Origin of the sequence: Streptomyces sp. NPDC060232, assembly GCF_042726555.1 — a bacterium.
GTDB lineage: Bacteria > Actinomycetota > Actinomycetes > Streptomycetales > Streptomycetaceae > Streptomyces.
Genome location: NZ_JBHXAG010000001.1, coordinates 615,510 through 640,392 on the forward strand (window position 1 = coordinate 615,510; position 24,883 = coordinate 640,392).

At 72.0% G+C, this 24,883-nt stretch carries 21 protein-coding genes and 2 pseudogenes; 10 read left to right on the forward strand and 13 right to left on the reverse strand.

Annotated elements, in window-relative coordinates; genetic code table 11:
- Nucleotides 1–7 precede the first annotated feature (7 nt).
- Nucleotides 8–844 carry an NAD(P)H-binding protein gene (locus ACFWFZ_RS02730; RefSeq protein ID WP_387115506.1) on the forward strand — a complete coding sequence of 279 codons (837 nt, stop codon included), beginning with the start codon at nucleotides 8–10 and terminating at the stop codon, nucleotides 842–844.
- Between the two features lie 47 nt (nucleotides 845–891).
- A complete protein-coding gene (locus ACFWFZ_RS02735) occupies nucleotides 892–1,923 on the forward strand; it encodes an AraC family transcriptional regulator (RefSeq protein WP_387115508.1) in 1,032 nt (343 codons plus the stop codon).
- Here the strand turns inward: ACFWFZ_RS02735 and ACFWFZ_RS02740 are convergent.
- Nucleotides 1,889–2,404 carry a GNAT family N-acetyltransferase gene (locus ACFWFZ_RS02740; RefSeq protein ID WP_387115511.1) on the reverse strand — a complete coding sequence of 172 codons (516 nt, stop codon included), beginning with the start codon at nucleotides 2,402–2,404 and terminating at the stop codon, nucleotides 1,889–1,891. The genes ACFWFZ_RS02735 and ACFWFZ_RS02740 overlap by 35 nt on opposite strands.
- A gap of 516 nt (nucleotides 2,405–2,920) precedes the next feature.
- On the opposite strand from ACFWFZ_RS02740, the gene ACFWFZ_RS02745 reads away from it, so the two are divergent.
- Complete coding sequence (locus tag ACFWFZ_RS02745) at nucleotides 2,921–3,376, forward strand: hypothetical protein (RefSeq protein ID WP_387115514.1); 456 nt, start codon at nucleotides 2,921–2,923, stop codon at nucleotides 3,374–3,376.
- 620 nt (nucleotides 3,377–3,996) lie between these two features.
- On the opposite strand, the gene ACFWFZ_RS02750 is transcribed toward ACFWFZ_RS02745, so the two are convergent.
- From ACFWFZ_RS02750 to ACFWFZ_RS02765, 4 genes are all read right to left on the reverse strand, one after another.
- Complete coding sequence (locus tag ACFWFZ_RS02750) at nucleotides 3,997–5,613, reverse strand: hypothetical protein (RefSeq protein ID WP_387115517.1); 1,617 nt, start codon at nucleotides 5,611–5,613, stop codon at nucleotides 3,997–3,999.
- 277 nt (nucleotides 5,614–5,890) lie between these two features.
- Nucleotides 5,891–6,571, reverse strand: coding sequence for a DUF6585 family protein (locus ACFWFZ_RS02755; protein ID WP_387115520.1), 681 nt, complete (start codon nucleotides 6,569–6,571; stop codon nucleotides 5,891–5,893).
- A gap of 94 nt (nucleotides 6,572–6,665) precedes the next feature.
- Nucleotides 6,666–7,781: an alpha/beta hydrolase gene (locus tag ACFWFZ_RS02760; RefSeq protein ID WP_387115523.1), complete on the reverse strand. Its 1,116-nt coding sequence runs from the start codon at nucleotides 7,779–7,781 to the stop codon at nucleotides 6,666–6,668.
- Nucleotides 7,782–7,944: 163 nt separating this feature from the next.
- Nucleotides 7,945–10,545 (reverse strand): helix-turn-helix domain-containing protein, encoded by a 2,601-nt coding sequence (locus tag ACFWFZ_RS02765; protein ID WP_387115526.1) that lies wholly within the window; start codon nucleotides 10,543–10,545, stop codon nucleotides 7,945–7,947.
- Between the two features lie 365 nt (nucleotides 10,546–10,910).
- On the opposite strand from ACFWFZ_RS02765, the gene ACFWFZ_RS02770 reads away from it, so the two are divergent.
- Nucleotides 10,911–11,327 (forward strand): hypothetical protein, encoded by a 417-nt coding sequence (locus ACFWFZ_RS02770; RefSeq protein ID WP_387115529.1) that lies wholly within the window; start codon nucleotides 10,911–10,913, stop codon nucleotides 11,325–11,327.
- A 433-nt stretch (nucleotides 11,328–11,760) separates the two neighbouring features.
- On the opposite strand, the gene ACFWFZ_RS02775 is transcribed toward ACFWFZ_RS02770, so the two are convergent.
- Together ACFWFZ_RS02775 and ACFWFZ_RS02780 are read right to left on the reverse strand one after the other, a co-directional pair.
- Nucleotides 11,761–12,426, reverse strand: coding sequence for a response regulator (locus ACFWFZ_RS02775; protein WP_387115531.1), 666 nt, complete (start codon nucleotides 12,424–12,426; stop codon nucleotides 11,761–11,763).
- On the reverse strand, nucleotides 12,423–13,484 hold the full coding sequence (locus ACFWFZ_RS02780; protein ID WP_387115534.1) for a sensor histidine kinase: 1,062 nt from the start codon (nucleotides 13,482–13,484) through the stop codon (nucleotides 12,423–12,425). Before ACFWFZ_RS02780 ends, ACFWFZ_RS02775 begins: the two co-directional genes overlap by 4 nt.
- Nucleotides 13,485–13,810: 326 nt before the next feature.
- On the opposite strand from ACFWFZ_RS02780, the gene ACFWFZ_RS02785 reads away from it, so the two are divergent.
- Together ACFWFZ_RS02785 and ACFWFZ_RS02790 are read left to right on the forward strand one after the other, a co-directional pair.
- Nucleotides 13,811–14,731: an ATP-binding cassette domain-containing protein gene (locus ACFWFZ_RS02785; protein ID WP_387115536.1), complete on the forward strand. Its 921-nt coding sequence runs from the start codon at nucleotides 13,811–13,813 to the stop codon at nucleotides 14,729–14,731.
- Nucleotides 14,728–15,549, forward strand: a complete 822-nt coding sequence (locus ACFWFZ_RS02790) for an ABC transporter permease (RefSeq protein ID WP_387115539.1) — start codon at nucleotides 14,728–14,730, stop codon at nucleotides 15,547–15,549. The genes ACFWFZ_RS02785 and ACFWFZ_RS02790 overlap by 4 nt, the downstream gene beginning before the upstream one ends.
- Before the next feature lie 275 nt (nucleotides 15,550–15,824).
- Here the strand turns inward: ACFWFZ_RS02790 and ACFWFZ_RS02795 are convergent.
- Nucleotides 15,825–15,995 (reverse strand): annotated as a pseudogene (locus ACFWFZ_RS02795) (ATP-binding protein); the annotation flags it as partial.
- Between the two features lie 258 nt (nucleotides 15,996–16,253).
- Between ACFWFZ_RS02795 and ACFWFZ_RS02800 the strand changes: the two are divergent.
- Entirely contained in the window at nucleotides 16,254–17,189 is a 936-nt protein-coding gene (locus ACFWFZ_RS02800) for a class I SAM-dependent methyltransferase (RefSeq protein ID WP_387115542.1), read from the forward strand.
- Nucleotides 17,190–17,380: 191 nt separating this feature from the next.
- On the opposite strand, the gene ACFWFZ_RS02805 is transcribed toward ACFWFZ_RS02800, so the two are convergent.
- Both ACFWFZ_RS02805 and ACFWFZ_RS02810 read right to left on the reverse strand, forming a co-directional pair.
- The gene (locus tag ACFWFZ_RS02805; RefSeq protein ID WP_387116303.1) at nucleotides 17,381–17,896 is read right to left on the reverse strand and encodes an FG-GAP repeat domain-containing protein; all 516 of its coding nucleotides are present in this window, start codon (nucleotides 17,894–17,896) and stop codon (nucleotides 17,381–17,383) included.
- Nucleotides 17,779–18,039: pseudogene (locus ACFWFZ_RS02810) on the reverse strand (hypothetical protein); the annotation flags it as partial. The pseudogene ACFWFZ_RS02810 and the gene ACFWFZ_RS02805, both read right to left, overlap by 118 nt.
- Nucleotides 18,040–18,598: 559 nt before the next feature.
- On the opposite strand from ACFWFZ_RS02810, the gene ACFWFZ_RS02815 reads away from it, so the two are divergent.
- The gene (locus ACFWFZ_RS02815) at nucleotides 18,599–18,790 is read left to right on the forward strand and encodes a hypothetical protein (RefSeq protein ID WP_356785421.1); all 192 of its coding nucleotides are present in this window, start codon (nucleotides 18,599–18,601) and stop codon (nucleotides 18,788–18,790) included.
- Between the two features lie 155 nt (nucleotides 18,791–18,945).
- Here ACFWFZ_RS02815 and ACFWFZ_RS02820 read toward each other — a convergent pair whose 3' ends face one another.
- On the reverse strand, nucleotides 18,946–19,299 hold the full coding sequence (locus ACFWFZ_RS02820; protein WP_387115545.1) for a winged helix-turn-helix transcriptional regulator: 354 nt from the start codon (nucleotides 19,297–19,299) through the stop codon (nucleotides 18,946–18,948).
- Nucleotides 19,300–19,353: 54 nt separating this feature from the next.
- Between ACFWFZ_RS02820 and ACFWFZ_RS02825 the strand changes: the two genes are divergently transcribed.
- Together ACFWFZ_RS02825 and ACFWFZ_RS02830 are read left to right on the forward strand one after the other, a co-directional pair.
- A complete protein-coding gene (locus ACFWFZ_RS02825) occupies nucleotides 19,354–20,241 on the forward strand; it encodes an NAD(P)-dependent oxidoreductase (protein WP_387115548.1) in 888 nt (295 codons plus the stop codon).
- 64 nt (nucleotides 20,242–20,305) lie between these two features.
- On the forward strand, nucleotides 20,306–20,932 hold the full coding sequence (locus ACFWFZ_RS02830; protein ID WP_387115550.1) for a hypothetical protein: 627 nt from the start codon (nucleotides 20,306–20,308) through the stop codon (nucleotides 20,930–20,932).
- Nucleotides 20,933–21,120: 188 nt separating this feature from the next.
- On the opposite strand, the gene ACFWFZ_RS02835 is transcribed toward ACFWFZ_RS02830, so the two are convergent.
- Nucleotides 21,121–23,073 carry a M28 family metallopeptidase gene (locus ACFWFZ_RS02835; RefSeq protein WP_387115553.1) on the reverse strand — a complete coding sequence of 651 codons (1,953 nt, stop codon included), beginning with the start codon at nucleotides 23,071–23,073 and terminating at the stop codon, nucleotides 21,121–21,123.
- Between the two features lie 16 nt (nucleotides 23,074–23,089).
- The gene (locus ACFWFZ_RS02840) at nucleotides 23,090–24,793 is read right to left on the reverse strand and encodes a M4 family metallopeptidase (RefSeq protein ID WP_387115556.1); all 1,704 of its coding nucleotides are present in this window, start codon (nucleotides 24,791–24,793) and stop codon (nucleotides 23,090–23,092) included.
- Nucleotides 24,794–24,883: the final 90 nt, after the last annotated feature.

Below are 24,883 nucleotides of genomic sequence, written 5' to 3' on the forward strand. Positions count from 1 at the left end.
TGAGGTCATGACGAAGACGACGAAGAACGAGACGCAGACCACCGACCAGGCCATCACCCTGGTCATCGGAGGGCACGGCAAGACCGGCCGCAAGGTCGCCGAGAAGCTGACGGCCCAGGGCCGGCCGGTCCGGGTCGGTTCCCGCAGCACGGAGCCGGCTTTCGACTGGAACGAGCCCGGCACCTGGCTCCCGGCCCTTGAGGGCGTCGACCGCGTGTACGTGACCTACTACCCCGACCTCTCCTTCCCCGGCGCCGCCGAGCAGGTGGGAGCCTTCGCCGAGGCGGCGGTCGCCGCCGGCGCACGCCGTCTCGTGCTGTTGTCCGGACGGGGCGAGGAGGCCGCGCGGATCAGCGAGGAGAAACTGAAGGCCTCCGGGGCCGACTGGACGGTCGTGCGGGCGAGTTGGTTCAACCAGAACTTCGACGAGGGCTTCTTCCTGGAGCCGGTGCTGGCGGGTGTGATCGCCCTGCCTACCGCGGACGCGGTCGAGGCGTTCGTCGACACCGGGGACATCGCCGACGTGGTGGTGGCCGCACTGACCGACGACCGGCACATCGGCAGGACGTACGAGCTGTCCGGCCCGCGCCTGATGAGCTTCGCCGATGTCGCGGCCGAACTGTCGAAGGCCATCGGTCGGGAGATCGCCTACGTGCCGGTCTCGGACGAGGCCTACCGTGCGGTGCTGCGGGACCACGGCCTGCCGGAGGACTTCATCCTGGACGGACGCAACGCGCACCTGGTCGACGGGGTCGAGGAGGTCCTCGGCCGGGCGCCCAGGGACTTCGCGGATTTCGCCCGAGAGGCCGCCGCCACCGGCGTCTGGGCCGTCCCGTCCTCCTGAGCACCCGTCACCCCCGTCCGCGGATGCGGGACGGAGAAGATGTACGCATGGACATGCTGACCGGGCTGCTCGAAGGCCCTCAGGCCCGCGGTGCCTTCCTCCTCAAGTCCGTCCTGAACCCGCCGTGGGCCATGCGGATCGAAGACCGCGCTCCGCTGTCGGTGGCGACGATGGTGCGCGGCTCGGCGTGGCTGCTGCCCGACGGCGGGGGCGAGCCGGTGTTCATCGCCCCGGGCGACGTGGCGGTGGTGCGCGGGCCCGACCCGTACACGGTGGCCGACGCCCCAGGTACGCCGGTACAGGTGACGGTGGGGCCGGACCAGCGGTGCAGTACGCCGGAGGGCGAGGACGTCACCGATTCCATGGCGCTCGGCGTGCGGACCTGGGGGGCCGCCCACCAGCACGCCGGATCGGCGGTGATGCTCAGCGGCACCTACCAGGCGCCGAGCGAGATCGGCCGCCGGCTGCTGGGCGCACTGCCGAACATCCTGGTCAGACCGGCGGGGGCGGCGAAAGCGGCGGACGCGACCCTGATCGACCTGCTCGCCTCCGAGATCTCCAGCGGGGACCCGGGCCAGGAGGTCGTGCTGGACCGGCTGTTGGACCTGCTGCTCATCGGGGTGCTGCGTGCGTGGCCCTCGGCAGCGGATTCGAGCGCGCCCGCCTGGTTCCAGGCCCAGAGCGACCCGGTGGTGGGCCCGGCGCTGCGGCTGCTGCACGAGAGCCCGGCGCACGGGTGGACCGTGGAGGAGCTGGCGGCACGGGTGGGGGTGTCACGGGCGTCGCTGGCACGCCGGTTCCGGGAGGTGATGGGGGAGCCGCCGGTCGGCTATCTGACGGGCTGGCGGCTCGCGTTGGCGGCGGACTTGCTGCGCGAACCGGATGCGACGGTCGAGAGGGTGGCCCGGCGGGTCGGATACGGCAGTGCGTTCGCGCTGTCCGCGGCGTTCAAGCGAGTACGGGGGATGAGTCCGCAGGCGTTCCGTGCGGGCGCGTCCGGGCCTGACGCCGAACTGGCGCCGGGGCCCGGCGGCACGGTCGTCCTCAGCCCGCCCGAGGTGGGGTCGCGTCGAGGGTGATTACGCCGACGCGCTGGCCACCGGTGAGTTCGCCGGTGGGGGTGAACCCGAGTCCGAGGTAGAAGGGTTCGGGGCTGCCGGCGCCGACGTGCCAGCTGACGTAGACCCGCTGGTGGATGCCGCGGCGCCGGATCTCCTCGATGACGGCGCGAACGGCGAAGCGGCCGTATCCCTTGCCCTGGCGGCCGGCGTCGATGTTCAGCCGCCAGATGCCGCTGCGCCGGTCGCCCGGGTCGGTGGCCGGGTTCCAGACGATGTCGTGGAAGGCCATCACGAAGCCGACGACGTCGCCGCCGTCGACGATGGCCCGCGGCCAGGCGCTGGCCGGATAAACGTATGCCTCCGCAAGGGACTTGACGACGGGGGAGACCAGATGCGCCTGGTCGGGGCGTACTTGTACGGCGCACACCGCTTCGAAGTTCTCAGCAGTGACGGGCGCCAGCCGCAGGGTCCGCTGCGGCGGGACTATCAGGTCGGGCATGACTGCACCTTAAGGGTGTCGGGCACGGCTCCCGCTGCCGTCAGGACACGCATCGCGGAAGCCGGTGCCCATCGCGGTACCGACCACGAGTTCAAGGGCATGCTCACCGACCGGGACATCGTCACCAGGTCTTCGCGGCGGGAGGACCGCGCCACCACCACCTGCGACCGGCCCGGCCTGCAAGGGCGCGACCGGCGCGGACAGGGGCACGACCGGGGCCGACGCGGAGGCCCCGGCCGGGGCGGGACGGCCCGGGTGCTCGGCGACATCGGCGGCGCCACCGTGACCCCCAGAACGACGGTTGCCGGTATGCACCGCCAGCCCCCCAGGCCGCTCCCGGCACAAGGGACCTGCGGCGGTCGGCCCACCGGCATCCCCGTCAGACCTGACTGCCCACAACGCGACGTCGTTTCCGCGCGCGACCACCGCTGCGCCGACCGGCTTCCGGCCTCCCGACGAGGTGGACAGGCACTGCCGCTGACGTGGACAAAGCCAGGCGGGGTTAGATTCACGTGCATGACAGCAGATGCGCACGAGATAACCTTCCGCCAGCGCGCGAGCCGCAAGCAGACCCAGGGGATCTCCCTGCTTCTGGTGGCGGGCTGCATCTGGATCGCTCTCGCGTACCAGTTGTTCGCGCCCTTCAGCATCCAACGAGACTCCAACGGCAGCATCGAGTGCGCTTCCCGGGTCTTCTACGACGACGGTGCCGACGACGGCCGCAGGTCGCGCTTGAAGACGTACGCGGAAGCCGAAGGCACCCGCTGCGCTGTCGCCCGCGACTTTGCCGACATGCTCGGACTCCTGGTCCTCTCGCTGCCCTTCGCGGCCATCGGGATCTTCCAGTGCACGTCGGGCGCACTGACGCTGGCCCTGCGGCACCACGAGGACGAGCTCGCGCTCAAGGCCGAGCGGCCCGCCGAGCCCGCCACGCCCGCCGAGCCCGCAGGACCCGCCGGCGCCACGCCGTAGGCATGACGCTGCATCCCACCACCGTCCCCGGACGTGGTTGCGGCCGCGTGGTCGTGCCGGTGCGAGGATGGCGCCGAGGCCGGCCGGAAGGGCGGACAGTGCGATGAGCGAGGCCCCGCGCCGCGCGGCGCGTGCGGCGTGCCAGCCGAGCAGGACCAGCGGGAGCAGCAACCCGCCGAGGAAGAACCCCCAGCTGCCGAGCGTCCCGTACGCCGACTTCCAGGCCACCCCGAACGCCAGGGCCGCGGCCAGCGGTGGCGTGGCCAGTGCCACCGCGATCCGCGAGAGCCCGCGTCGCCATCCCCCTTGCCAGCCCGCCATGTCCGCCCCCGTGGCTCGTAGCTCTGTGCCCCAGGTAACCGCGACGGCAGGGGCACGTAAAGAGCGCGGCGCCCTGGGGGTGGGCACGTATCGCCCCGCAAGGTCCCAGCCGCACCGGGTGAGGTGTCCGTCGGCGCTGAGGCGGAACGTTACGGGCGGACCTGCAGAGGGCGGGCCCGCCACCCCCTGTGTAGGGATGGCGGGCCCGTGTCCCGCTTGGGGTGCGGTGAGAAGTTGGGAATGCCCGGTACCGGAGCCGTTGCAGTCGACGAGCCAGAGCTGCCGACCGGAGAAACCGCTCAGTGCTTGTCGTAGACGCCGAAGATGTCGATGACGAGGTCGATGCTGTTGCCGCTGCGGTTGAAGAAGTCGACGATGCCGTTGACGCCGAGGCTCGCCTGGACCAGGTTCGGCACGGTCTTGCCCGCAGTCCAGTTCAGGTTCGAGGAGTTCGGCGCGACCGGCGGGGTGTGCGTCTTGTTCTCGTACTGCCACAGGGCGTTGGGGTCGGGGGAGACCGTGAGGTGCCCGGCGCCGCTGGTGTTGGTGACCGTAGTGTTCAACACCATGGCGGTGGCCGTGGTGTTTTCCTCCCCGAACGTCGAGTAGATGTAGCGGTAGGGCTTCAGCGGACCGGAGGGCCACTGCGAGGCGTCACGGGTGTCGAGGTCCCGGACGGGTCGGACCGGGATGTAGGCGCTCACGCTGTCCGGGCTGTAGTACCCGACGACGTCGACGATCACGTCGGCTGCAGCCCAGCTGCCGTTGCGGACGACGATCTTGCCGTCGGCGCCGACCGGGACGATCACCGAGTTGGCGATGGTCTGGCCGCCGCTGAAGTTCACGTTGGACGTGTTCGGCGCGGCCTGGCCGCTGGGGAACACGGTCAGGTGACCGGCCGTCCGCGGGTTGGTGACGGTCACGTTGAGCGCCACGGCCTTGGCGCCGGCCGGCACGCCGCGGGTGCTGGTGATCTGGACGCCGAACTGGCCCTGCCCGGGGACCATGCCCCGCGGCGTGCCGAGGCCCTCGCGGGTGTCGACGAAGCGCGTCGGGTCCGTCGGCGTGTAGCCGTTGGCCGAGGTCCGGGTGAAGTAGCCGGTCACGTCGGCGATCAGGTCGACGCCCTGTTCACCGCTGTTGTAGAGGTTCACGTAGCCGTTCTTGCCGACCGGCACGACGACCAGGTTCGGTACCGAGTCGCCGGCCGCGTAGTTCACGTTCGACGTGGTCGGACGCTCGGTGCCGTCGGCGTAGGCGCGTACGTGACCGGCGGTCTTGGTGTTGGTGACCGTGACGTTGAGGACCACGGCGGCGACGTCGGCCGGGATGCCGTTGTTCCCGGCGACCTTCACCCGGGCCTCGCCCCACGCCGGCACCTGGCCGGCCTGAGCGGCGCCCGTGCCGTCCCGGCTGTCGAGCAGCCGGGTGGGGCTGTGCGGGGTGAACTCGGAGCCTGGGGTGATGAACGGCATCTCGTTGGTCGCCGAGGGGCCGTTCGCGCCGTCCACGCCGTACACGGTGACCTTGACCGTGTAGCTGCCCACCTCGGCGTACGTGTGGTGGGAGGTCTTGGTCTCGGTGCCGCCGGCGTGCTCGCTGCTGGATGTGCCGTCGCCCCAGTCGATCACGACCGTGAGCGGCGTGCCCAGGCTGCTGGTGATCTCGGACTTCAGGTCGATCGTCCGGGCGCTGGTGGCCGTGCCGCTGAGGCCGACCTTGAGGTCGGCGCCCGCAGCCTGCGGAGCGGCAGCGGTCTTGTTTCCGGCGGCCGGCAGGTTCTGCTTCACCGACCGGTCGGCCGGGCTGCTGAAGGTGAACGCGTTCGCGGCGGTCTTGAGCAGGTCCTTGGACGAAGTGACGCCGTGGGCACCGTCAGCGGACGGCCCCGCGGCCTGGGCCGTGCCCCCCGGCATGAACCCGACGCCTGCCGCGATCACGGCAGCGGAAAAGACAAGTCGGCGACTACGCACCGGCCCCCCATGGTGTTGGTCGAACGTTCGAGTTGATCTCGAAGGTTCGCTCACATTACAGAGCCGCGCCGCCCCGCGATGAGCGGTTTTTGGGGCGGCGCGACCGTGTAACGAACCCTTTGCACCACCGGTGCGCGGACGTTTGTGTCGTGCTTCACGCGACCCTTGTGATGCGGCGTGGCCTGCGCGCATTCACAGGTAGGGCCCTTCTCCGGTCTTGTCACCCCTTCAGGTGCCGGCACAGCCTCAGGAACAGATCCGGGTTGGCGATGCTCTGCAGGTCCGCGCTGTCCACCGTGGTGCGCTTCAGGCTCCCGTTGAAGATCAGCGAGCCGCTGTGCGAGGAGATCTCCGTGATCTCCGACCAGGGGGCGGAGTGCTTGCGGCCCGCCAGGACGTGCCGGTCGACCTTGTAGGCCCCGAAGTCCACGGTCTCGCCGCGTTCGAGAGCCGCGAACACCTTCGGCAGCTGGGTGCGCGTGACGGCTTGCAGGATGTGCTCACCCCAGACGTCCGGCCACAGGAAGAGGGCACCCTGCACCACCGAGGTGATGCCCAGCGCCCGCTTCTCGTCCCCGAGGAACACCCGGGTGCCCGGACCGATGTTCACCGCCGCGCCCTGCGGGTCCAGCAGGGTGTACCGGGCGTCCCACGGGACGCCGTTGCGGACGCTCAAGTACCGCAGCACCCGCACCGTGTCCCAGGAGTACGCGGAGCGGAACCCCTCGGGGCCCGTCACCACCGCGCCGCCGTCGTAGAGGTAGAGCCGCGACGCGTTGTGCTTGCCGAACAGGCGGCTCTGCCTCATCCGGAAGGTGCGATGCCACTGCCCGAGGCCGCGTTGCGCCGCCAGCGCCGCTGCCTCGCCGGTCGGCTGCTCGTAGGTGTCCCGTTCTTCCATGCCGTCGTCCCCTTCACATCGCGGCGCGTACGTGCCTTCGCGCTGCCTTCGCGCTGCCTTCGCGCTGCCCCTGCCCTGCGCCCGTGCCCGCAGGTCATCCCGCCGCGGCGAAGGCGGCCTCCAGGCGCGGCACGTAGTCGGCGAAGGCGGGGCCCCAGCAGCCGTAGTTGTGCCCGCCGTCGCAGCTCGGGGAGAGCGACGCACCGTTGCCGTAGTCGACGAGCCTGCTGGGGATGCCCAGCCGGTCCAGGCGGCCCTTGACCGTCTGCGAGGCGGCTGCGGTGTGGACGTCGATGAGGTCGTTGTTGCCGGTGTAGAGCGTGATGCCGGTGCCCGACAGCCTGGCGAGGTTGGCCGGCGCGGCCGGGTCGACCGCGTTCCACACCCGGTCGGCGCCGAACACCGGGTACGGGGAACCGAAGATCGCGTCGCTGTCCACGACCGGACCGAAGCCGGTGCACCGGCCGGAGCCGGCCGAACCGGAGGTGGTGCTCGCGCACCAGGCCCCCGTGGCGTTGAGTTCGGTGGCCAGAACGGCCGCCCGGACCTGCCACATGCCGAAGTCGATGCCTCCCGAGAGGGCGGCCACGTGCCCGAACAGGTCGGGGCGGGCCTGTGCATAGTGCAAGGCGCCGAAGCCGCCCATCGACAGCCCCACGACCGCCCGGTGGGCCCGGTCGGTACGGGTGCGCAGGTTCGCGTCGATGAACGGGACGACCTGGGAGAGGTGGAAGGTCTGCCAGTTCGCGGCCCCTTCGGCGGTGTTCTGCATCACCCAGTCGGCGTACCAGCCCTTGAGCCCGCCGTCCGGCACCACCGTGATCATCGAGTTCGAGTGCAGCGCCGGCGCGGCCGCGACGTCGTCCACGTTGCCGCTGCCGCCGTGCAGGAAGTACGTGACCGGCCAGCGCCGGCCGGGGTCGGCGTCGTAGGCGGCGGGCAGCAGGATGCGGATCCGGTGCTTCCCGGAGACCTGCGGGGTGGTGACGGTGAGGGTGAAGTCGGTGGGGCCGTGCACCTGCGTGTCCCCGGGGACCAGCGTCAGACCATGGCCGTCCGTGAAGACGGGGATCTGGGCGGCGGCCGGGGGAGCGGCGGCGGTGACCACCGGTGCGGCGGCCGGAGCCGCAGCGGCGAGTGCCGCGCCGGGGCCGAGCAGAGCGGTGAGCGCGAAGGCCGCGCCCAGTGCGGTGATACGACGGGACGTCATCACGAACCCTTCATCGGGGAGGCTCGCACCGCGGGATGACCCGCTGCGAGCCGGACGTCCTGATGCTGGTCTCCCGCGCCCCGCGGCCACCAGGCCATACGACCGGCCATCGGTGACCGGCCGCCGCAAGGGGCCGGGCGTAGGGGGTTCCGCCCGCCCCGCGTCAGTCGGCCTCCCCCTCGGCGGCGCCCGGACGTGCGTCGGCGCCCGGACGTGCGTCGCCGACGGGACGCCCGGTGGAGGGCTGCTCGAACGCCGCCGGCGCGAAGTCCCGGTGCGCGCCGCGGAAGGCGCGGCCGAGGTGGTGCTGCAGCCGCTCGTGGCGGAACTGGTAGACGGCCCCCGTCTGGCGCAACACCCCGCGCCGGTAGGCGTCGTCGAGGAACGCGGCGGGGTCCGGCGGCAGTCGCCCGGCCAGCGGGAGCCAGACGCGCGCCAGGACGATCCACTGGCCCCAGGCCGTGAAGGCGAGCACGTAGGCGGCCGCTCCCCCCAGACCGCCGACCGTACCGATGAACAGGCTGTCCTGGACGCCCCAGTTGAGCGGTCCCATCACGGTGCGCAGCAGAGCGACGACCAGGTATCCGCCGCATGCGATGGCCAGGGTGAGCGCCACGGCCAGGATGAGGAACTGGCGGCCCGCCGTCGCACGGTTCGAGGTCAGCAGACTGACCGGAGTGGCCGCCGTGGAGACGTCCACGGGCGCTTCGAGCGCGGCCATCAGACCGAACACGAGACCGGAGGCCGGGCCGAAGATCAGCGCGAAGACCAGCATGTTGATCAAGGTGCCCGAGACGACGTCCGGATCGGCGAGCGGTGTCCCCGCGGCCAGGGCACGCTGGAGGGTCAGGGCACACGCGCACCCGACGCCCATGACGGTTCCGCCGATCAGGCCCTGCCCGAGCCGCGAGAGGAAGGTGCGCAGGGACCGGCGGCCGAGACCGGCGTGGGTGCCGCGCAGCGTCAGCCGGACCCTGGTCGGCTCGAAGGCCGTCACGCCACCGGATCTGTCCACCATCGCGTAGACCGCTCCGAAGCCGAGCCCCGCGGCCGGCCCCATGAGAGCGCCCTGCAGCAGCAGTTCCCCGGGGGGCAACGGCACGAGCAGGAGGCCGACCGACCAGTCGGCCAGGGCGACGGCCAGGGCGGTCGCCAGTACGAGGGCCACGGTCCGTGCCGTACGGGACAGCGCATGGCCGAGCCGCCACCACGCGAGGTCGTGGCGCTCGTGGTCCGTGCGGACCAGGTGGTGGGCGAGGCGGCCGAGCCAGCGCTCGGCGCGGACGGCGTCCGCGTACGGGGCCCCGGACCGCGGGCCGCCCGCGTCCCGCTCCGGGGCGCGGCGGCGGTAGACCGCGGGCACGAAGCCCGCCAGCAGGTGCTCGCTCAGACTCCTCACCGTGGGGAACCGCTCGACGTCCAGGAGCTCGGCCGGATCGCGGTCGCCGGACTCGCTGTAGAGGGTACGGGCGAGGACGACCATGAGCGGGGTGGTCAGCACCTCGGCCAGGTTCCTGTGCGCCGGTCCGGTGCTGGTGCGCAGTTCCGCGACGACCGTGTCCCACGCCGAGCCGTGTACGGCGTCGCCGCCCGTCCGGGCGGACGGGACGGCGCGGGCAGTGTGGACCGTGCGGGCAGTGCGGGGCAGGTAGTCGGCGAGGTCCTCGGGCGTGAGGTCGGCCAGCTCGATGCAACCCGCCCAGACCAGCGGTGTGTGCGCCGCCCGGACGGCCTCGGCGTACTCGTCGCGCCGACTGGTGAGGACGAGTGGCGCGGCGGTGGCGTTGAGAGCGTCCAGGGCGTCGCGTCGCAGCCCCTCGGCCATCTCGTCGAACCCGTCCAGGACCGGAAGGACGAGGTCGCCGTCGACCAGCGCGGCCGCCAGGGTCGCCCCGCCCGGGCCGCTGCGGGCCAGATGGGGGTGGTCGCGCAGGAGCCGGCCGACCAGCCAGTCCCGCAGCGCGGTCGTCGAAGGGTCCCAGGAGCCGATGCTGAAGACGACCGGCACGCGGCGGTGCGCGGCCGACGCCCGGCTCTCCAGGAGGTCCAGCGCCAGCCTGACGGTCAGGACGGACTTCCCCGAGCCCGCCCGCCCCAGGACGACCAGCCGCCCGGAGGGAATCCTGAGGTACACCTCGGCGAGGCTTCGCAGGTCCCCGTCCAGATCCACCGCACGCGGCAGCTCACCCGGCCCGAGGCGCTGGATGTTCTCCGCCCGGTCGGTCAGTGCGCCGGGCGCCGGCGTCCACCGTACGGGCAGGGGGAACGGGTCGTGCACGCGCCGCTGCGCCTCCTCCCGACGCCAGCGGCGCCGGACCTCCATGGCCAGTTCCTCCGCCGCGTCGGCCAGCCTCCCGTGGACGGGCGACAGAGATGGCGACAGGGCGGACGCCAGGGCGGGCGCGCGGTCGGGCACCAGGTCGGGGGCGCGGTCGGGCGGGGCGGCCGCGCGGGCCGGCGGCAGCTCGTGCCCGGGGCGGTGGTCCGCGTCGGGACGACGTGCCGCCGCGGCGGCAGCGGCGGGGGCACCGGGGGAGTCGGGGGAACCGGCGAGGGCGGCGGCCAGCAGCAGACGGTCCCCTTCCTCCAGGCCGAGCGCGTCCGCGAGCAGGTTCAGCGTTGCGACCCGGTGGTTGGAGGACCGGTCGTTCTCCAGCCGGCGAATGGTGCGGACGCTGACGCCGGACCGCTCGGCGACCTGCTCCTGCGTCAGACCCACCCGCTCGCGCAGCCGTCGTAACAGCGTGCCGACGTCCTCTGCCATCCCTCATCTCCCCTGACCCACCGGTAGGAACGGCGGTGAGCCTACCCGTGGCCGCCGGTCACCGATGGCCGGGGCCCTGACCTGTGCGACCGCCATGGCCCGGGCCACCATCGTCAGCGGCGCCACCCGACGGAAGGCGAGGAGCCGACGTGCCCCACCGCTGCTGGTGCGCGGAGTGCAGCTTCAAGACCCCCTGGCTCGACGAGCCCGAGGGACTCGGCCGCCTCGCCGAGCACTACGCCCTCAGACACCCCGGCACCGCCCCCGCCGGCCACATCGAGACACGCAGGGGCGGCCGGGCCACGCGCCCGGGGCGCCTGCGGCCGGCGGCCCCCGACCGGACGACACGAGAAGGAGTTCCAGCCATGAACGATTCCTCCGGCAGGCCGCGACCGGCGGCGGCGACGGGCGCGGGCGCCTTGGGCATCGCGGCCGGCGCCGTCATCGCGGTCTTCGCCGTGTTCCTCCTGCTGCTCCTCACCGACGGCAACGGCTTCGGCCTGTTCGGCCTGCCCGTCCTCGCCCTCGGCGTGGGCCTGCTGCGCAACGGCGGCCGGGTGCTCGCCGGCAGGACCCACGCGGGCGACCGCCTGAGCCAACTGGCCCTGATCCCGGCGACCGTCTCCGGCCTTGCCATCGGCGGCATGGTCGCCGGAGCCGACTGGGACCGTGACGGCACCCTCACCCAACTGGCCGGATTCGTCACCACCTTCCTCCTCTCGGCCGTCCTGGTCACCCTGTGCGGCCGCCCGGAGACGAAGGCCTACCTGGGCGAGCACTGAGCCCGGCCCCGCCGCACCGCAGGTGCCGCCGCCCGGCTCGCGCTCAATGCGCCGGCCCCTGCCGGCAGCGGATGACCGGACCGGCTACCAGCGCACGGCCCTGCGGCACTGGAACGCCGGCCACGTCTCGGCCGGTGGCTGCAACACGCGCGCCGGCTGCGGCCCATGCGCGAGGTGGCTGCTGCCGGCGGTGTGTGCGGGGGCGGCGGGTGCGGTGGCCAGGAGACAGAGCGCGTCGCTGCCGGACTCGGTCGCCAGATGGGATCCGGGCAGCGGCGGGTACGTGGCGCCGTGGATGGCACCGGCCGCGACCAGGGGCGTGCTGCAGTCGCAGGCCGGTGCCGCCGGGCCGCGCCGTTCCTCCGGGAGCCGGACTTGCGGCGCGCTGCTCTCCACCGGCTCCGGGACTTCACCATGGGGTTCACGGAAGCCATCAGCGAGGCGGCGTGACGAGCCCCGTCTCATAGGCGGTGATCACGAGCTGGACCCGATCCCTGGCGCCCAGTTTGGTGAGCAGCCGTGACACATGCGACTTCGCGGTGGCCACCGTGATGAAGAGGTCCTGCGCGATCTCGGTGTTCGACCGGCCGTGACCGACCAGGGTCAGTACTTCCCGTTCCCGTTCGGTGATGCCCGCGACCGGCCGTGGGGAGGGTGCCGGGGCAGACGCTTCGGGGCGCCCGACGAAGTCCGCGATCAGACGGCGCGTCACACCAGGGGCGATCAGTGCGTCTCCGCCGGCGACCACTCGGATCGCCGCGAGGATGTCGTCCAGCGCCATGTCCTTGACCACGAAGCCACTCGCGCCGGCCCGGAGCGCGCCGTAGACGTGATCGTCTTCGTCGAAGGTGGTCAGGACGAGGACGCGGGTCGCTGCCGGACCGGCCGTGATCAGGCGGGTGGCCTCGATCCCGTCCATGCCCGGCATGCGGATGTCCATCACCACGACGTCGGGGCTGACGTCCCTGACCAGCTGGACCGCCTCGGTGCCGGTGGAGGCCTCACCGACGACTTCCAGGTCGGGGTGATCGGCCATGAGTACGCGCAGACCGGACCGCACCAGCGGCTGGTCGTCGGCGAGCACCACCCGGGCGGTCATCGGGCCTCCACCGGAACGCCGACGGTTGCGGGCAGCGGCAGCCTGGCTGCCACTCGGAAGCCGCCCTCGGGTCGCGGCCCGGCGCTGAGGTGACCGCCCAGCAGACCGACCCGCTCCCGCATGCCCACGAGGCCGAAGCCGTGGGCCGAGCCATTCCCGGGGGTGCCGAGCCCCTCGTCGACGACCTCCACGGACAGTTCCTGGGCTCCGTAGCCGAGGGTCACCTGACAACGTCCGGTGCCCGCGTGGCGTACCACGTTGGTCAGCGCCTCCTGCACGATCCGGTAGGCGGAGAGGTCGATGTCCGCCGGCACCGGACGCTGCTCGCCGCTGCGGCGCACGTCGACGCGTACCCCCGCATCGGCCGTGGCCGCCGCCAGCCGTTCGACGTCTGCCAACCCCGGCGCGGGTGCGAGCGGTGACTGCTCCGAGGCGGTCGCTCCCCGGTCGGCCTGACGAAGCGACATCAGCGTGCGCCGAAGGCCCGACAGGGTCTCCCTGCTGGTGGCCTCGATGGCGCGCAGGGCCTCGCGCGCCTGTGTCGGCTGGGTCTGGATGACCCGGCTGCCCACGCCGGCCTGGATGGCGATGATGCCGATGCTGTGCGCGACCATGTCGTGCAGCTCCCGTGCGATCCGCAGCCGTTCGGCGGTCACGGCCTCAGCCACCTCCTGCGAACGCAGCGCCACCGCGTGCTCGCGGCGCTCGCGACTCAGCAGACCGACCGTGGAGGACGCCGCCATCGCCAGAAGGGCGATCACGACGTTGACGGTCAGATTGTCCCCGTGCGCGAAGGCTCCGACGACCAGGAGTTGCACGGAGAAGCACGCGGCCACGGCGACGATCGACGCCCGTCGTGTGCAGGTGGCGACGATGAAGCCCAGGACGAGGTCCACCGCCAGATACGACAGGAACTGGCCCTGATACCCACCCGACTGGCCCGCATGGAGGGAGCTCGGAGTGCCCACCACCACCGTGGTGGATCCGAAGAGTGCCATGGCGAGAGCCAGCAGCGGCATCCGCCGCACCACGCCGGCGAGCAGGCTCACCGCCAGCACCGACCCTACAGCGTGGACCGTGCCCGAAGCCCGTGTCGCGCCTCCCACCAGCAGACCCACCATGAGAAGGTAGGCGGCACCCCCCGCCCAGGCTGCGGCCTTCGTTCTCCTCATCGGTGGCGTGCCCCCCACTGGCGGACAAGGCCGCGGTGCGCAACACGCACGGGCAACGGGGTGATCGTTATGAGGTTCACGCCGCGAGACTAACCCGGCCACCGCCCGCGCGGCATCAGCCCCGGGACGTACGCCCACGGGCCAACCCGGCCGCACGATTGCCGTCCACGGCCCCATGTCCGGGCCGGGGGCCTCTCGGCAGTGTGGGTGCCGTGATCGAAGTCAACGAACTCAGCAAGCGCTACGGCAGCAAGACGGCCGTCGACCACCTGTCCTTCATCGTGCGGCCGGGCCAGGTCACCGGATTTCTCGGCCCCAACGGAGCCGGCAAGTCCACCACCCTGCGGATGATCCTCGGCCTGGACGCGCCCACCACCGGCACCGCCACCGTCAGCGGCGTCCCCTTCCACCACCACCCGCGCGGACTGCGGCACGTCGGTGCCCTCCTCGACGCCGGACAGGTCCACGGCGGCCGCAGCGCCGCCGCCCACCTGTCCGCCCTGGCCCGCAGCAACGGCATTCCGCAGCGCCGGGTGGACGAGGTGCTTCAGGACGTGGGACTGGCCGACGCGGCGCACCGCCGCATCGGGGGATTCTCCCTCGGCATGAAGCAGCGTCTGGGGATCGCCACCGCCCTGCTCGGCGACCCGCCCGTGCTCATGTTCGACGAGCCGATCAACGGCATGGACCCGGAGGGGGTGCTCTGGGTACGCCGGCTCCTCCGGCGCCTGGCCGCCGAGGGGCGCACGGTCTTCCTCTCCAGCCACCTGATGTCGGAGATGGAGAGCACCGCCGACCAGCTGGTCGTCATCGGCCGGGGCCGCCTCATCGCCGCCGAGTCGGTACGGGACTTCGCGGCGCGCGGCACGCGTAGCAGCGTCGTGGTGGGGACACCGCAGGCCGCCGAGCTGGCAGCCGTGCTGACCGCGGCGGGCGCCTCGGTCGAGCCGGAGGGCTCGGCGGGCGCCGAGAGGCTCGCCGTGACAGGGCTCCCGGCGGACCGGATCGGAGCACTCGCCTTCGAGAACCGAATCCGAGTGGACGAACTGACCACCCGCACCGCCTCACTGGAGACGGCCTTCATGGAACTCACCGCCGACAGCGTCGAATACCAGGCAGGACAGCCCCGATGACCACCTTCGGCTCCGTCCCCCCGGCCAATCCCGTCACCGGGCCCGCCCGCTTCCGCGACCTGCTCGCCTCCGAGTGGATCAAGATGCGGTCTCTGCGCTCCACCCCGTGGACGATCGCACTCACCATCCTGTTCGTCATCGGGTCCTCCGCCGTGGCCACACTCGCGGACAATGCCGCCCGCTCCGGCCCCGCTGAGTTCCTGCCCTACGACGCCTATCCTCCGGCCGGGTACTGGACGCTGATGCTCGTCGCCGGCAGCATCGGCGCCCTCACCGTCGTGAGCGAGTACAGCAGCGGCCTGATCCGCACCACCACCGTGGCCGTCCCCGCCCGGGGCTCGGTGGTGCTGGCCAAGGCGGCCGTCACCGCCGCGCTCTGGACCGCGGTCGGCACGGTCGTCTCCGCCGGTTCCTTCCTGGTCTCCCAGGCCGTCCTCAGCGGTCGGCACGCCGGGGTCCCGCTCACCCACCCCGGCGTGTTCCGGGCGCTGGTGGCATCCGCGCTGCTGGCCCCGGTCTGCGCACTGATCGGTCTGAGCCTCGGCGTCCTGCTCCGCCACAGCGCCGCTACCATGGTCACCACCGTCCTCACCCTGCTGATGCTGCCGCCCATGTTCTCGGAGAGCGAGCGCTGGTCGGCGGACATCAACCACGCGATGGTGTCGGCCGCCTGGAGGCGCCTGGTCCAGAACTGGGAGCCAGATCCGGGATCCCCGGGCTACACCGCCACGGTCTCCGGCTCCTGGGTCGTGTACGCGCTCTGGCCGCTGATCGCGGTCGCACTCGCCCGGCTCATGGTGAGGCGCCGCGACGTGTGAGCGTGTCGTCAGGGCACGCACATCGCGCTCGGGAAGCACGCTCCGGGCGCGAGGCACGGTAGTTACGCCGCAGCCCTTGTCGACGTACGAGTTCATCCGCAGAGCGGGTTACGGGGCGGGGATCAACTCCACCTCGGTGCCTCTGCAGCCGGCCGCGATGTCGAACAGCCGTTCCGTGCGTCCTCGTCGACCGCCAGGCCCCAGCGGAGCTTGGTCGCCGCCCAGCGCCACCGGTCTTTCTGTAGACCTCGCACGTCGGATGAGGGGAGCGAACCCTAGGTTGTGACGGCGTCCGCGATGTGCTGGGGAGCCTGGGCGGGTGTGAGGTGCGTGGTGTCGACGACGTCGGCCTCGGCGTGCAACCACGTGCGAGCCGCCTCGGCGTAGGGCTCAGGGTACTGGAGACGGAACGGAGAGTCGGGGCCCAGAACGGTGTCGCCTGCGATGCACCGTGCCTGCGCCCGACGGGTGCCAGCGCACCACCGCCCGGCACCTGGACGGGTACGAGGCGCTGCACCTGCTCGCGACCACCGCCCGGCCCCCCGGCGCGTACCACAACGCCTCGGTCCAGCGGCTGCGCCGGGCAGCAAGCACAGGCCGGTCCCGCTCATGTCTCGCCACACGTCCGCCCAGGGCTTAGGGTTCCGGTACCCCCCGGGTAACAGCGTGAAAACCGATGCCACTCCGCTGGAGGATGACTCTCCGTGTCGCACGTTTCACAGGCTTCCGTCGCTACCCCCGACGGTGAGCCGGCCCCGCTCGTCCCCACCACGTACGGCGAGGTCAAGGGGTGGTTCTCGGCGTACGACCAGGTGCTCTTCGACTGGTTCCTGACACGTCAGAACAGCAGTGAGGGGCAGCCGGGCGACCTGCTGGAGCTCGGTGCCTTCATGGGGAAGAGCGCGATCTTCCTCGGACGGTACCTCCGGCCCGGTGAGGAGTTCACCGTCTGCGACCTCTTCGACTCGCCCGCCACGGACGACTTCAACGTCGCGGAGAACCGCAGCTCCTACCCCACCCTCACGCGGCGCGGCTTCGAGACGAACTACCTGGCCTTCCACGAGGCGCTGCCGACGCTGATCCAAGCGCCCACCTCGGTCGTCGCCGACCGGGTCAAGCCGACGAGCTGCCGATTCGTGCACGTCGACGCCTCACATCTCTACGAGCACGTCGTCACGGACATCGCGTCCTCACGTCTCGTCGCGACCCCGGATGCCGTGGTGGTCTTCGACGACTACCGCTCCGAGCACTGTCCCGGCGTCGCGGCCGCCGTCTGGACCGCCGTGGTCACGGGCGAACTGCACCCCATCTGCGTCTCCGCCTCGAAACTCTACGCAACCTGGGGCGACCCGGCGCCCCACCAGACGGCTCTGCTCGCATGGCTGAAGGAGCGCACCGACCTCTGGCACGGCGTGGACGTGATCGACGGCCGCCCCCTGGTACGCATCGGGGACCATGGGGCGGTCGCGCCGGAACCCCCGCAGCCGCTGCACCCCGCGCCGCGGGCGGAACCGGAGCCGGTCCCCGCTCCCGCCGCCGCGCGCAGGCCCGGTGCCGGCTGGCGCAAGCTGGCCAAGGACCTGCTCCCGCCCGTGGTCACCCGCGCGATCGTCGCCCGCAAGCGCCGTCGGAGGGGCTGACACCGAAAGGGCTGACACCACGCGCCCCCGGACCGGATCCGGAGCCCGCGTTGCGGGCCCGCAGATCGTGCCGGGGCCGGTAGTACGACGGGGTCAGGCGATGATGGTGATCGCGCTCCAGCCGCTGCCATCGACCTGTGTACCCGGACCGTCGACCGCGTTCGTGCCCGACAGCTCGCCCTTGTAGAACTTCAGGGTGCCCTCGCCCGTGGTGGTCCAATGTCGGCGGTGCCGTTCCGGTCGGCGTCTGCGGCTCCCGCGATCAGGGGCCTGTTGGCCGTGGTGTAGTTGCGGCCGTATTCGCTGCGGTTGCCGAAGGTGCCGTCGGACCGTCCGCGGTAGAGGTACAGGACTCCGTCACGGATGTCGCGGGCGAGCAGGTCGGGATGCCGTCCTTGGTGACGTCGCCGGGGGCGCTGAGAGTCAGCGGGGACCAGCCGCCGTTCCCGATCTCCTTCCTGGGTTTGACGGCGGGCTTCACGTCCGCGGCCGTGTCGTTCTCGTACAGCCAGAGTTTGTTGTCGGCCGAGACGACAAGGTCGGTGGCGCCGTCGCCGGTCATGTCCCCGACGCTGACCACCTGTGCGTCCGCGGAGACGGTCCCGAGGGCGACGGGGGACTTCAGACGGCCGTCCATCCCGCCCGGGTAGACGCGCAGTGGGGTGCCGACGCGGGCGACCGGGTCCTCCCAGCCGTCGCCGGTCCAGTCCCCGCGGTGGGAGACCGAGGCGCCGAGCCAGCCGCCGGGGACGCGGGCCGGGACGGGCTGGTCACCGAGGCCTACGACGACCGGGGCGTGGTCCGAGAAGCCGTTCGTGGCGACTCCATCCGTGTTCTCCGTGGTGTCCATTCGGGCTTCGTCGATGTCACAGGAGGAGATGGCCCGGCCGGAGGCCGGACGGGTGACGAAGACGTGGTCGAACTCGCGCCAGAGGTGGCCGGTGCCGTTCGCCGAAGGCCAGACCCACCCGGCCGATGCGGTCCCGGTGCGACCCCGACCAACAGGCCGAGTACGAGCGGTTGGCCGCCCGGATCCTGACTCCGGGAACGATCTGGCGGGATGCTGTCGAGGCCGGCCTGGCCATGGCTCGTGCGCGCTCCGATAGATCCTGGCCGCCTTCGGACCACCGCGCTCCAGCGGGCCGGCGATGGAGGAGCGCCGTCAGCGCGCGGGTCTGGTGCCGGTGCCGGTGAGGGTTCCGGCGAGGCGCGTCCGAGCCGTACGAACACTTCGAGGGCCTCTGCGGAGTACCGCCAGCCGTCACGCGCGTGCCCGCCGTACGGGCCGAGGCGCAGGACTCCGGCCACGACACCCGCAGCGCAGGCACCAGCTCCTTGGTGAGGCGTGCGGCTCCGGGTGGGGCGGACACCAGGGTGACGCGGCCGGGGCGCCGGGCGTTGGTGTGGGCATGGACGACGTACTGGACCTGCTGGACGCACTGCTCGACGGGGTCACGGAGCCGCGCCTGAAGCTGATCAGCGCCGACGAGGCGCGGGCGCTGATGGTGCTCCTGGGGGTGCTTGAGGACGACGCGCAACCCGAGGAGATCCGCCGGGCAGCCGGCGACATGCGCTACCGGATCAGCGCCCGCCTGGCCTGAGGCGCTCCTCCAGTACCTCCCGCACCCCCTCCCATACCCCCTCCAGTACCCACCTTTTTGTGGGTACTTGGCGGAGCGCGGTCCTCGGGGGACTCTGGTGAGGGGGTGGCGAAGGGTCGCCCGGGACCAGGTGGGACGGGAGGTGATGTGATGCGTCAGGATGCGGCCGACCGCTCGGCGGCGAGCTTCTCCAGACGGCGGTGGCCCCAGTCGGACAGAGGGGCCAACACCTCCGAGAGCTCCCGGCCGAAGGCCGTGAGGGAGTACTCCGTCTTCAGCGGCAGCGTGTCGTACACCTCCCGGTGCACGAGTCCGTCCGTCTCCATCTCGCGGAGCGCCTGAGTCAGCACCTTCTCGCTGATGCCCGGCAACTGCCTGCGCAGCTCGCCGGGGCGGCGCGGGCCCGTTTCCAGGAGCCAGAGCAGACCCGTCTTCCACTTGCCGTCGATCACGGCGACCGCGGCGGTCACGCCGCAGACATCCGGGTCCTGGGCACGACCGCGCGTCATTTCAGCCTCTCCATCTCTGTTTCAGTTCGCCTTGCGTCCATTGGGAGTTGAGCCATGTCCTCGTTCACCGAAGAATCTGCTGTCACCGTACTCGGGCTGGGGCCGATGGGCCGCTCGCTCGCGGCCGCGTTCCTGGCCGCCGGCCTGCGGACCACGGTCTGGAACCGCACGCCGGGCCGGGACCGGGACCTCGTCGAGCGCGGCGCCGTCAGCGCTGAGACGGCCGAGGAAGCCGTCGCCGCGAGCGGGCTGACCGTCGTCTGCGTGGTGAACTACGACGCCGCCGACGCCGTGTTGAGGCGTGGCGCGGTCACCGCCGCGCTCAAGGGACGTACGGTCGTCAACCTGACGGCCGACACCCCGGACCGGGCCCGGGACACCGCGGCCTGGGCCGCCGGGCACGGAGTGCGCTACCTGGACGGTGCGATCATGACGCCGACCACGACCATCGGGACCCCGGCCGCGGTGTTCATCCACAGCGGCCCGCGGGAGCTCTTCGACGAGCACCGGACCGCACTGGAGGCACTGGGCGGCGCCCACACCCACCTCGGCGAGGACATCGGCCGGGCCGCCGCCTACGACGTGGCCCTGCTGGACGTCTTCTGGACGGCGATGGCCGGCTACGCCCACGCCCTGGCGGTGGCGCGGGCGGAGGGGATCACGGCGCGGGAGCTGGTCCCGTTCGCCCAGGGCATCGCCGCCATCCTCCCGCCGATCTTCGAGGAGACCGCGGGGGACGTGGACGACGGCACGTACTCGGGCGAAGGCAACCCGCTCACCTCGGCCGCCTCGTCGATGGCCCACATCGTGCAGGCCTCCGAGGCCCACGGCATCGACGCCTCCGTCATGCGCGCGGCCGAAGGCTGGGCGGGTCGGGCCATCGCGAGCGGACACGGTGCCGACGGGTTCACCAGGATCGCCGAGGTCCTGGGCCGCCGCTGACGAGGAGCCCGACGGGACGTCACCCTGCGGCCGGCCGCGCGGACGCATCGGGCAGACTGCCCGGGTGATCGTCATACAGCCGGTCCTGGAGATCCAGGCGCGTGACGGCTTCGCACTCTGGCCGGTGGCCGGGGCGGAGCCGTACGCCTTCCTGCCGCTCAGCGGCGCACTGTCCCCGGCGGAAGTCGGCACCGCGGTGATGTCGATCGCCGCCTGCAACGACTGCGAGCCCGACGACGGGCGCCCGCCGCGGCCCGCCGACCCGCTCGGGGCCTTCCTGCACGGCCTGCTCACCATGGACGACCTGTTCGCGTCCGGCGGACTGCGGGTCACCGACACCGCGCACGGCAGGACGCTGCTGCCGGGCTGCTGCAACGGAATGGACGAGCGGTCCGACTGGGCGGAGGTCGTCGACGGCTCCGGCTGGGCCTCCTTCGGCCACGACCCCTCACCCCTCGCCGAACGCCTCGGCGACCGTGTCCGGCTCACCGTGGACACGGAGCAGGACGACAGCCCGGTGATCGAACTGCAGGTGACGCGGTTGCGCCACCTGCTCGCCCGCGCGGAGCGCGACCTGAGGCACTTCACGCACCTGGTCGGCCCGTGGGCGGCCCGTCACGTTCCCGATCACGCCGCGGCCACCACCGCGGCGGTGGCCCGCGCGCTGGCCGTACCCTCGCCCGTACGATGACAACAAGTTCCCGAACTGTCATCGTGCTGGCGAGCGCCGGAGGGGTGTAGCGTTCCGGAAGAGCCGGCGCTGCTGGTCGCGGACGTGTACGAAGCCGCCGGCCTGCTCCGCAGGATGGGGGAGGGCGTCGCAGCGGCCGAGGGACAGACCCAGGCCCGCTGGCTCGACCCCGCAGCGACCTGACACCCCTACAGGCCCGCGAAGGTCAGGGCGGTCGCGGTGACGGAGCCGGCGATCGTGGCCGCGTACCGCGGGTCGTGGTCCTCGTCGAGGAGGGTGTCGCCGGGCGTGTGGTACTGCCGGGTGCCGGTTCCAGAGCCGCCGTCGGCACCGAAGAGGTTCTCGGAAACGGCGATGGCCGCCCATCCCCGCTCGTGGAAACTCGCGTGGTCGCTCCGCCCGAGGGCGGGGTCCCCCGGCCCGGTGAGCCGCTGGATCGCCAAGCCGGAGGCGACGGCGGGGACGGTCCGCGCGACCATGTCACCGAGCGCGTCGGAGGCGGCCACGACCGGGCCGGGCACGGAGGATCCCGCATGGATCTCCACCGCGGGTGGGCTGCCGTCCTGCAAGCCGGCGATCATGTCCATCTGGAAGACGCCCGCGATGCGGTCGTCCGCCGCTGCGGCGGCGCGCGCGTAGCGCTTGCTGCCGACCAGCGCCTGCTCCTCGGCGTTGAAGAGGACGAAGCGGACGTTACGCGTCGGCGCCCGACCCTCCTCGACGAGCGCGTGCAGGCATTCCGCCGCCGCCATGACCGCTGCGGTGCCGCTCCCGTCGTCGTCCGCACCGGGCGCCGGGTCCACCGAGGGGTCGTAGGGGCGGGTATGGCCGTTCGCATCGACGAAGTCGCCGCTCTCCGCCGTCGAATCCAGATGCCCCGTGATGAGGACGGCGGAGTCGGCCCCCTCAACGTGGTGCTCGGCTTCGACATTGAACAGCCGGCGTCCCCGCCACGTGAACGCGTGTCGTCGCACCACCAGCCCGAGATCCTGGAAGTGCCGGACCAGCGCGTCCACGACGAGTGCGTTGTCGGCGTGCGCCGCGTCACGGCTGCGGACCTTCAGCGGCTCGCCGGGCACCAGCGGTTCGACGCCGGAGATGCGTGCCACGTGAGCGCGCAGCGCCTCGGGTGTCACGGTCGCGCGCACGGCCGCGAGCGTTCCGGGGGAGGGAAGGCCGTCGCCCGCCTCGTCGAACCCGGCGGGCAGGGCCGCGGTGAATCCCTCGGCCTGCGTCTCCCCGGGGCGTGACAGGAGCGCCGGGTCCGGGAGCAGGCGCTCGGTGTGTCCGGGTCTGGCTCCCGGCGCGTGCACCTCCTCGATCGGGACACCGGCGGGTGCGGCGACGTAGACCCCGCCGGGCGCCGGCCCGAGCGACGAGATCCGCCCCGGGTACCCGGTCAGCTCGCCGGAAGCGAAGCAGAACGCGGCCGCGGCGCGCAGGGTGCCTTCGGCCGCCGTCCGGGACCCCTCCGAGGCCCCCGCGAAGGCCTCCGGCACCGGGACCGGGCGGTCGTCCCTGACCAGGAACGCCGCCGTGTCCTCCACCTGGCCCCGGACGTCGGTCGTGAACCCGGCCTGCTGGAGCGTCTCGACGCCGAATGCGGTCGCCATCGCGAGTACCAGCCGAGGGGAGGCGACATGCACCGGTACAGCCTCCGTGCCGTTCGCCAACGACTCCAGCACGCCCAGGCTCGTACCCTCCGGCACGTCGATCCTCGTCCAGAAGACGGGGCGGTCCTCGACGGCGGCCAGGGTGAACACGGGGTGGGGTGCGACGCGCAGGCCCGCGGTGCGGGCGAAGGCGCGCTCGTCGTGGTCCTCACCCACGAAGACGCAGTCGTCGGCCGCGCCGCCCGTGCTCTGGACCGCATCGTCGAAGATCGCGCGGCTGGTCTTGGGGCCGAAGTGGATGAGGTGGTCGTCGGGGAACCGGTCGGGGAACGCCTCCTGGAGGGCTTCCCCGACCCGCGCGGCCGCGTCCTCCTCGGTGCCCGGGTCGGAGATGACGCCCTTGGGCACATCTGCGAAAGCGTCGAGGACCTGCATGACACGGGGGCGGGGACGCAACAGCCAGGATCCGTCCGCTTCGAGGCGGCCGTCCGCCAAGGTCGCCCCGATGTCGAAGAAGAGTGTGGGCATTTCGACTCACCCGGTTCTATGCGATGCCGACTCTCTGGTAGGCGTCGTCGACCGCCGTCAGGGCGCCCGTCCGTGCGGCGGTGTTGCCGGCGAGATACGTCTTGGCGACGTCCCGCAGGGCCTGGCGCATGTCCTCGAAGCCCGACTGCCTCAGCAGGCGTACGAAGGCGAGATAGACCAGCAGGGCCCACTCCTCGACCGTGAGGACCGGCGTGCCCGCCGCGTCCACGGAGGTGAGGAGGTGGTGCATCGCCTTGTTGTGGATGTTGCTGTTGGTGTGGACACCGCCGTTGTCGCGCGGGGTGTGCAGGTACTGGCTCATATGGCCGGGGTCGCCGGTACGGGCCGGGTCGCCCATGTCGCGCAGGGGCAGCCCGTTGCCGCCCAGGCCGATGCCGAGTTCCCAGGTCCACGTACGCACGTCGTCGCGGTCCGGCGCCTGGTACCAGTTGGCGATGATGATGCCCATCGTGTCGGCCAGCGACTCGTTCAGGGCGCCGGACTGGTCCTGGTAGACGAGGTTGCTGGAGGTCTCGATGACCCCGTGGGTCAGCTCGTGCCCGATGATGTCCAGGTGGCTGGCCAGGCTCACCAGGCGGGCGTCCACGGAGACCTGGCCGTACCACATCCGCCCCTTCCACCAGACGGCGTTGACCCACTCGGGCCCCGGCCCGTCCTCGCTGTAGATGCAGTTGACCGCCGAGGTCAGGTCCATCTCGGCGTCGTCGATGCCGTTGCGGTACAGCTGGTCGCGGTAGAACTTGGCCACCCGCTCGGCGTTGACGTGGGCCGAGACCCCGGCCCGGTGGCCGGTGCCGAAGTCCGCCTGCGAAGAACCGATCGCCGAGGCCGGAAGCGCGGCGGCCTGCGCGAGGTCGGCGAAGGCCAGGTCGTAGGTGGCGATCTGCCGCCACCGGTCGTCCAGGAGGAACGAGCCGTTGTGCTGGCTGCCGTGGAACCTGTGGCGGACGCTGACCTCGTCCTCGCCCTCCAGCCGGGTGGGCACCAGCACCGTGGGCGTCATCCCGTAGGACCGGAGGATCTCGCCGGAGAAGGCGTCGACGAGGTAAGCGGTGAGCGGGAAGTCCTCACGCGGGGACCGGCCGAGACCATGGCCGCGATCGCCCGGCTCACGGCGCATGGCCGGCAGCTGCGCCGGCACCTCACGCAGGTGCCAGGCCAGGTGCCAGCCGTCGTCCAGTTCGACGTAGGCCAGGGTCGCGGGCGGCAGGTCCTCGGCGGCAACCGTGCTCCCCGTCGCCTGTCTCACTCGTTCCAGCGCATCGGTCCCCGACAGCTCCGGCACGGAGCCGACGCCGCTCACCTCACCGAGACGGCAGTCCATCGAAACCAGCCGCTGGTCCTCGTCTATCTCGACCAAGGCCTCGGTGCCGAAGACGGGGATCTCCTGCTGCGTCTGCTCGAAGCGGACCAGAGTGGTCCCCATACCGACCTGCCGGCGCGGCGCCTCCAGCAGGGCCAGGTCGGGAACACGTTCGGGCCGGTCCTCCCGGACCGCATGACGCAGCCCCGGTGATTCCTCCCGGGCGAGCTTCTCGGCCAGGTAGAACCGAGCCGCGGACTCGGCCGAGTTGAAGTCCTGCCGGCCCTCCTCGCCCTCGGGTGCCGACATGCCGCGCACCCGCTCACGGCTCAGGTGCGTACCGCGCACCTCCGGGTCGTCGGCAACGTGATAGCGGTACCGTTCCAAGTCTGACATCGCCGCAACCCCTCTCGCTGACCCCGACGTTTCACCCCTTCTTCGATCGTCACGCACCGTGATGAACGGGGCAACCGGAGGGCGGGTGCG

Coding starts and splice junctions, on each gene's coding strand:
- ACFWFZ_RS02730 (WP_387115506.1), top strand. CDS start 8: ATGACGAAGACGACGAAGAACGAGACGCAGACCACCGACCAGGCCATC.
- ACFWFZ_RS02750 (WP_387115517.1), bottom strand. CDS start 5,613: ATGCCGGGGGGCACGGCCCAGGCCGCGGGGCCGTCCGCTGACGGTGCC.
- ACFWFZ_RS02735 (WP_387115508.1), top strand. CDS start 892: ATGGACATGCTGACCGGGCTGCTCGAAGGCCCTCAGGCCCGCGGTGCC.
- ACFWFZ_RS02815 (WP_356785421.1), top strand. CDS start 18,599: ATGGACGACGTACTGGACCTGCTGGACGCACTGCTCGACGGGGTCACG.
- ACFWFZ_RS02825 (WP_387115548.1), top strand. CDS start 19,354: ATGTCCTCGTTCACCGAAGAATCTGCTGTCACCGTACTCGGGCTGGGG.
- ACFWFZ_RS02740 (WP_387115511.1), bottom strand. CDS start 2,404: ATGCCCGACCTGATAGTCCCGCCGCAGCGGACCCTGCGGCTGGCGCCC.
- ACFWFZ_RS02770 (WP_387115529.1), top strand. CDS start 10,911: ATGAACGATTCCTCCGGCAGGCCGCGACCGGCGGCGGCGACGGGCGCG.
- ACFWFZ_RS02835 (WP_387115553.1), bottom strand. CDS start 23,073: ATGCCCACACTCTTCTTCGACATCGGGGCGACCTTGGCGGACGGCCGC.
- ACFWFZ_RS02765 (WP_387115526.1), bottom strand. CDS start 10,545: ATGGCAGAGGACGTCGGCACGCTGTTACGACGGCTGCGCGAGCGGGTG.
- ACFWFZ_RS02755 (WP_387115520.1), bottom strand. CDS start 6,571: ATGGAAGAACGGGACACCTACGAGCAGCCGACCGGCGAGGCAGCGGCG.
- ACFWFZ_RS02760 (WP_387115523.1), bottom strand. CDS start 7,781: ATGACGTCCCGTCGTATCACCGCACTGGGCGCGGCCTTCGCGCTCACC.
- ACFWFZ_RS02775 (WP_387115531.1), bottom strand. CDS start 12,426: ATGACCGCCCGGGTGGTGCTCGCCGACGACCAGCCGCTGGTGCGGTCC.
- ACFWFZ_RS02790 (WP_387115539.1), top strand. CDS start 14,728: ATGACCACCTTCGGCTCCGTCCCCCCGGCCAATCCCGTCACCGGGCCC.
- ACFWFZ_RS02820 (WP_387115545.1), bottom strand. CDS start 19,299: ATGACGCGCGGTCGTGCCCAGGACCCGGATGTCTGCGGCGTGACCGCC.
- ACFWFZ_RS02745 (WP_387115514.1), top strand. CDS start 2,921: ATGACAGCAGATGCGCACGAGATAACCTTCCGCCAGCGCGCGAGCCGC.
- ACFWFZ_RS02840 (WP_387115556.1), bottom strand. CDS start 24,793: ATGTCAGACTTGGAACGGTACCGCTATCACGTTGCCGACGACCCGGAG.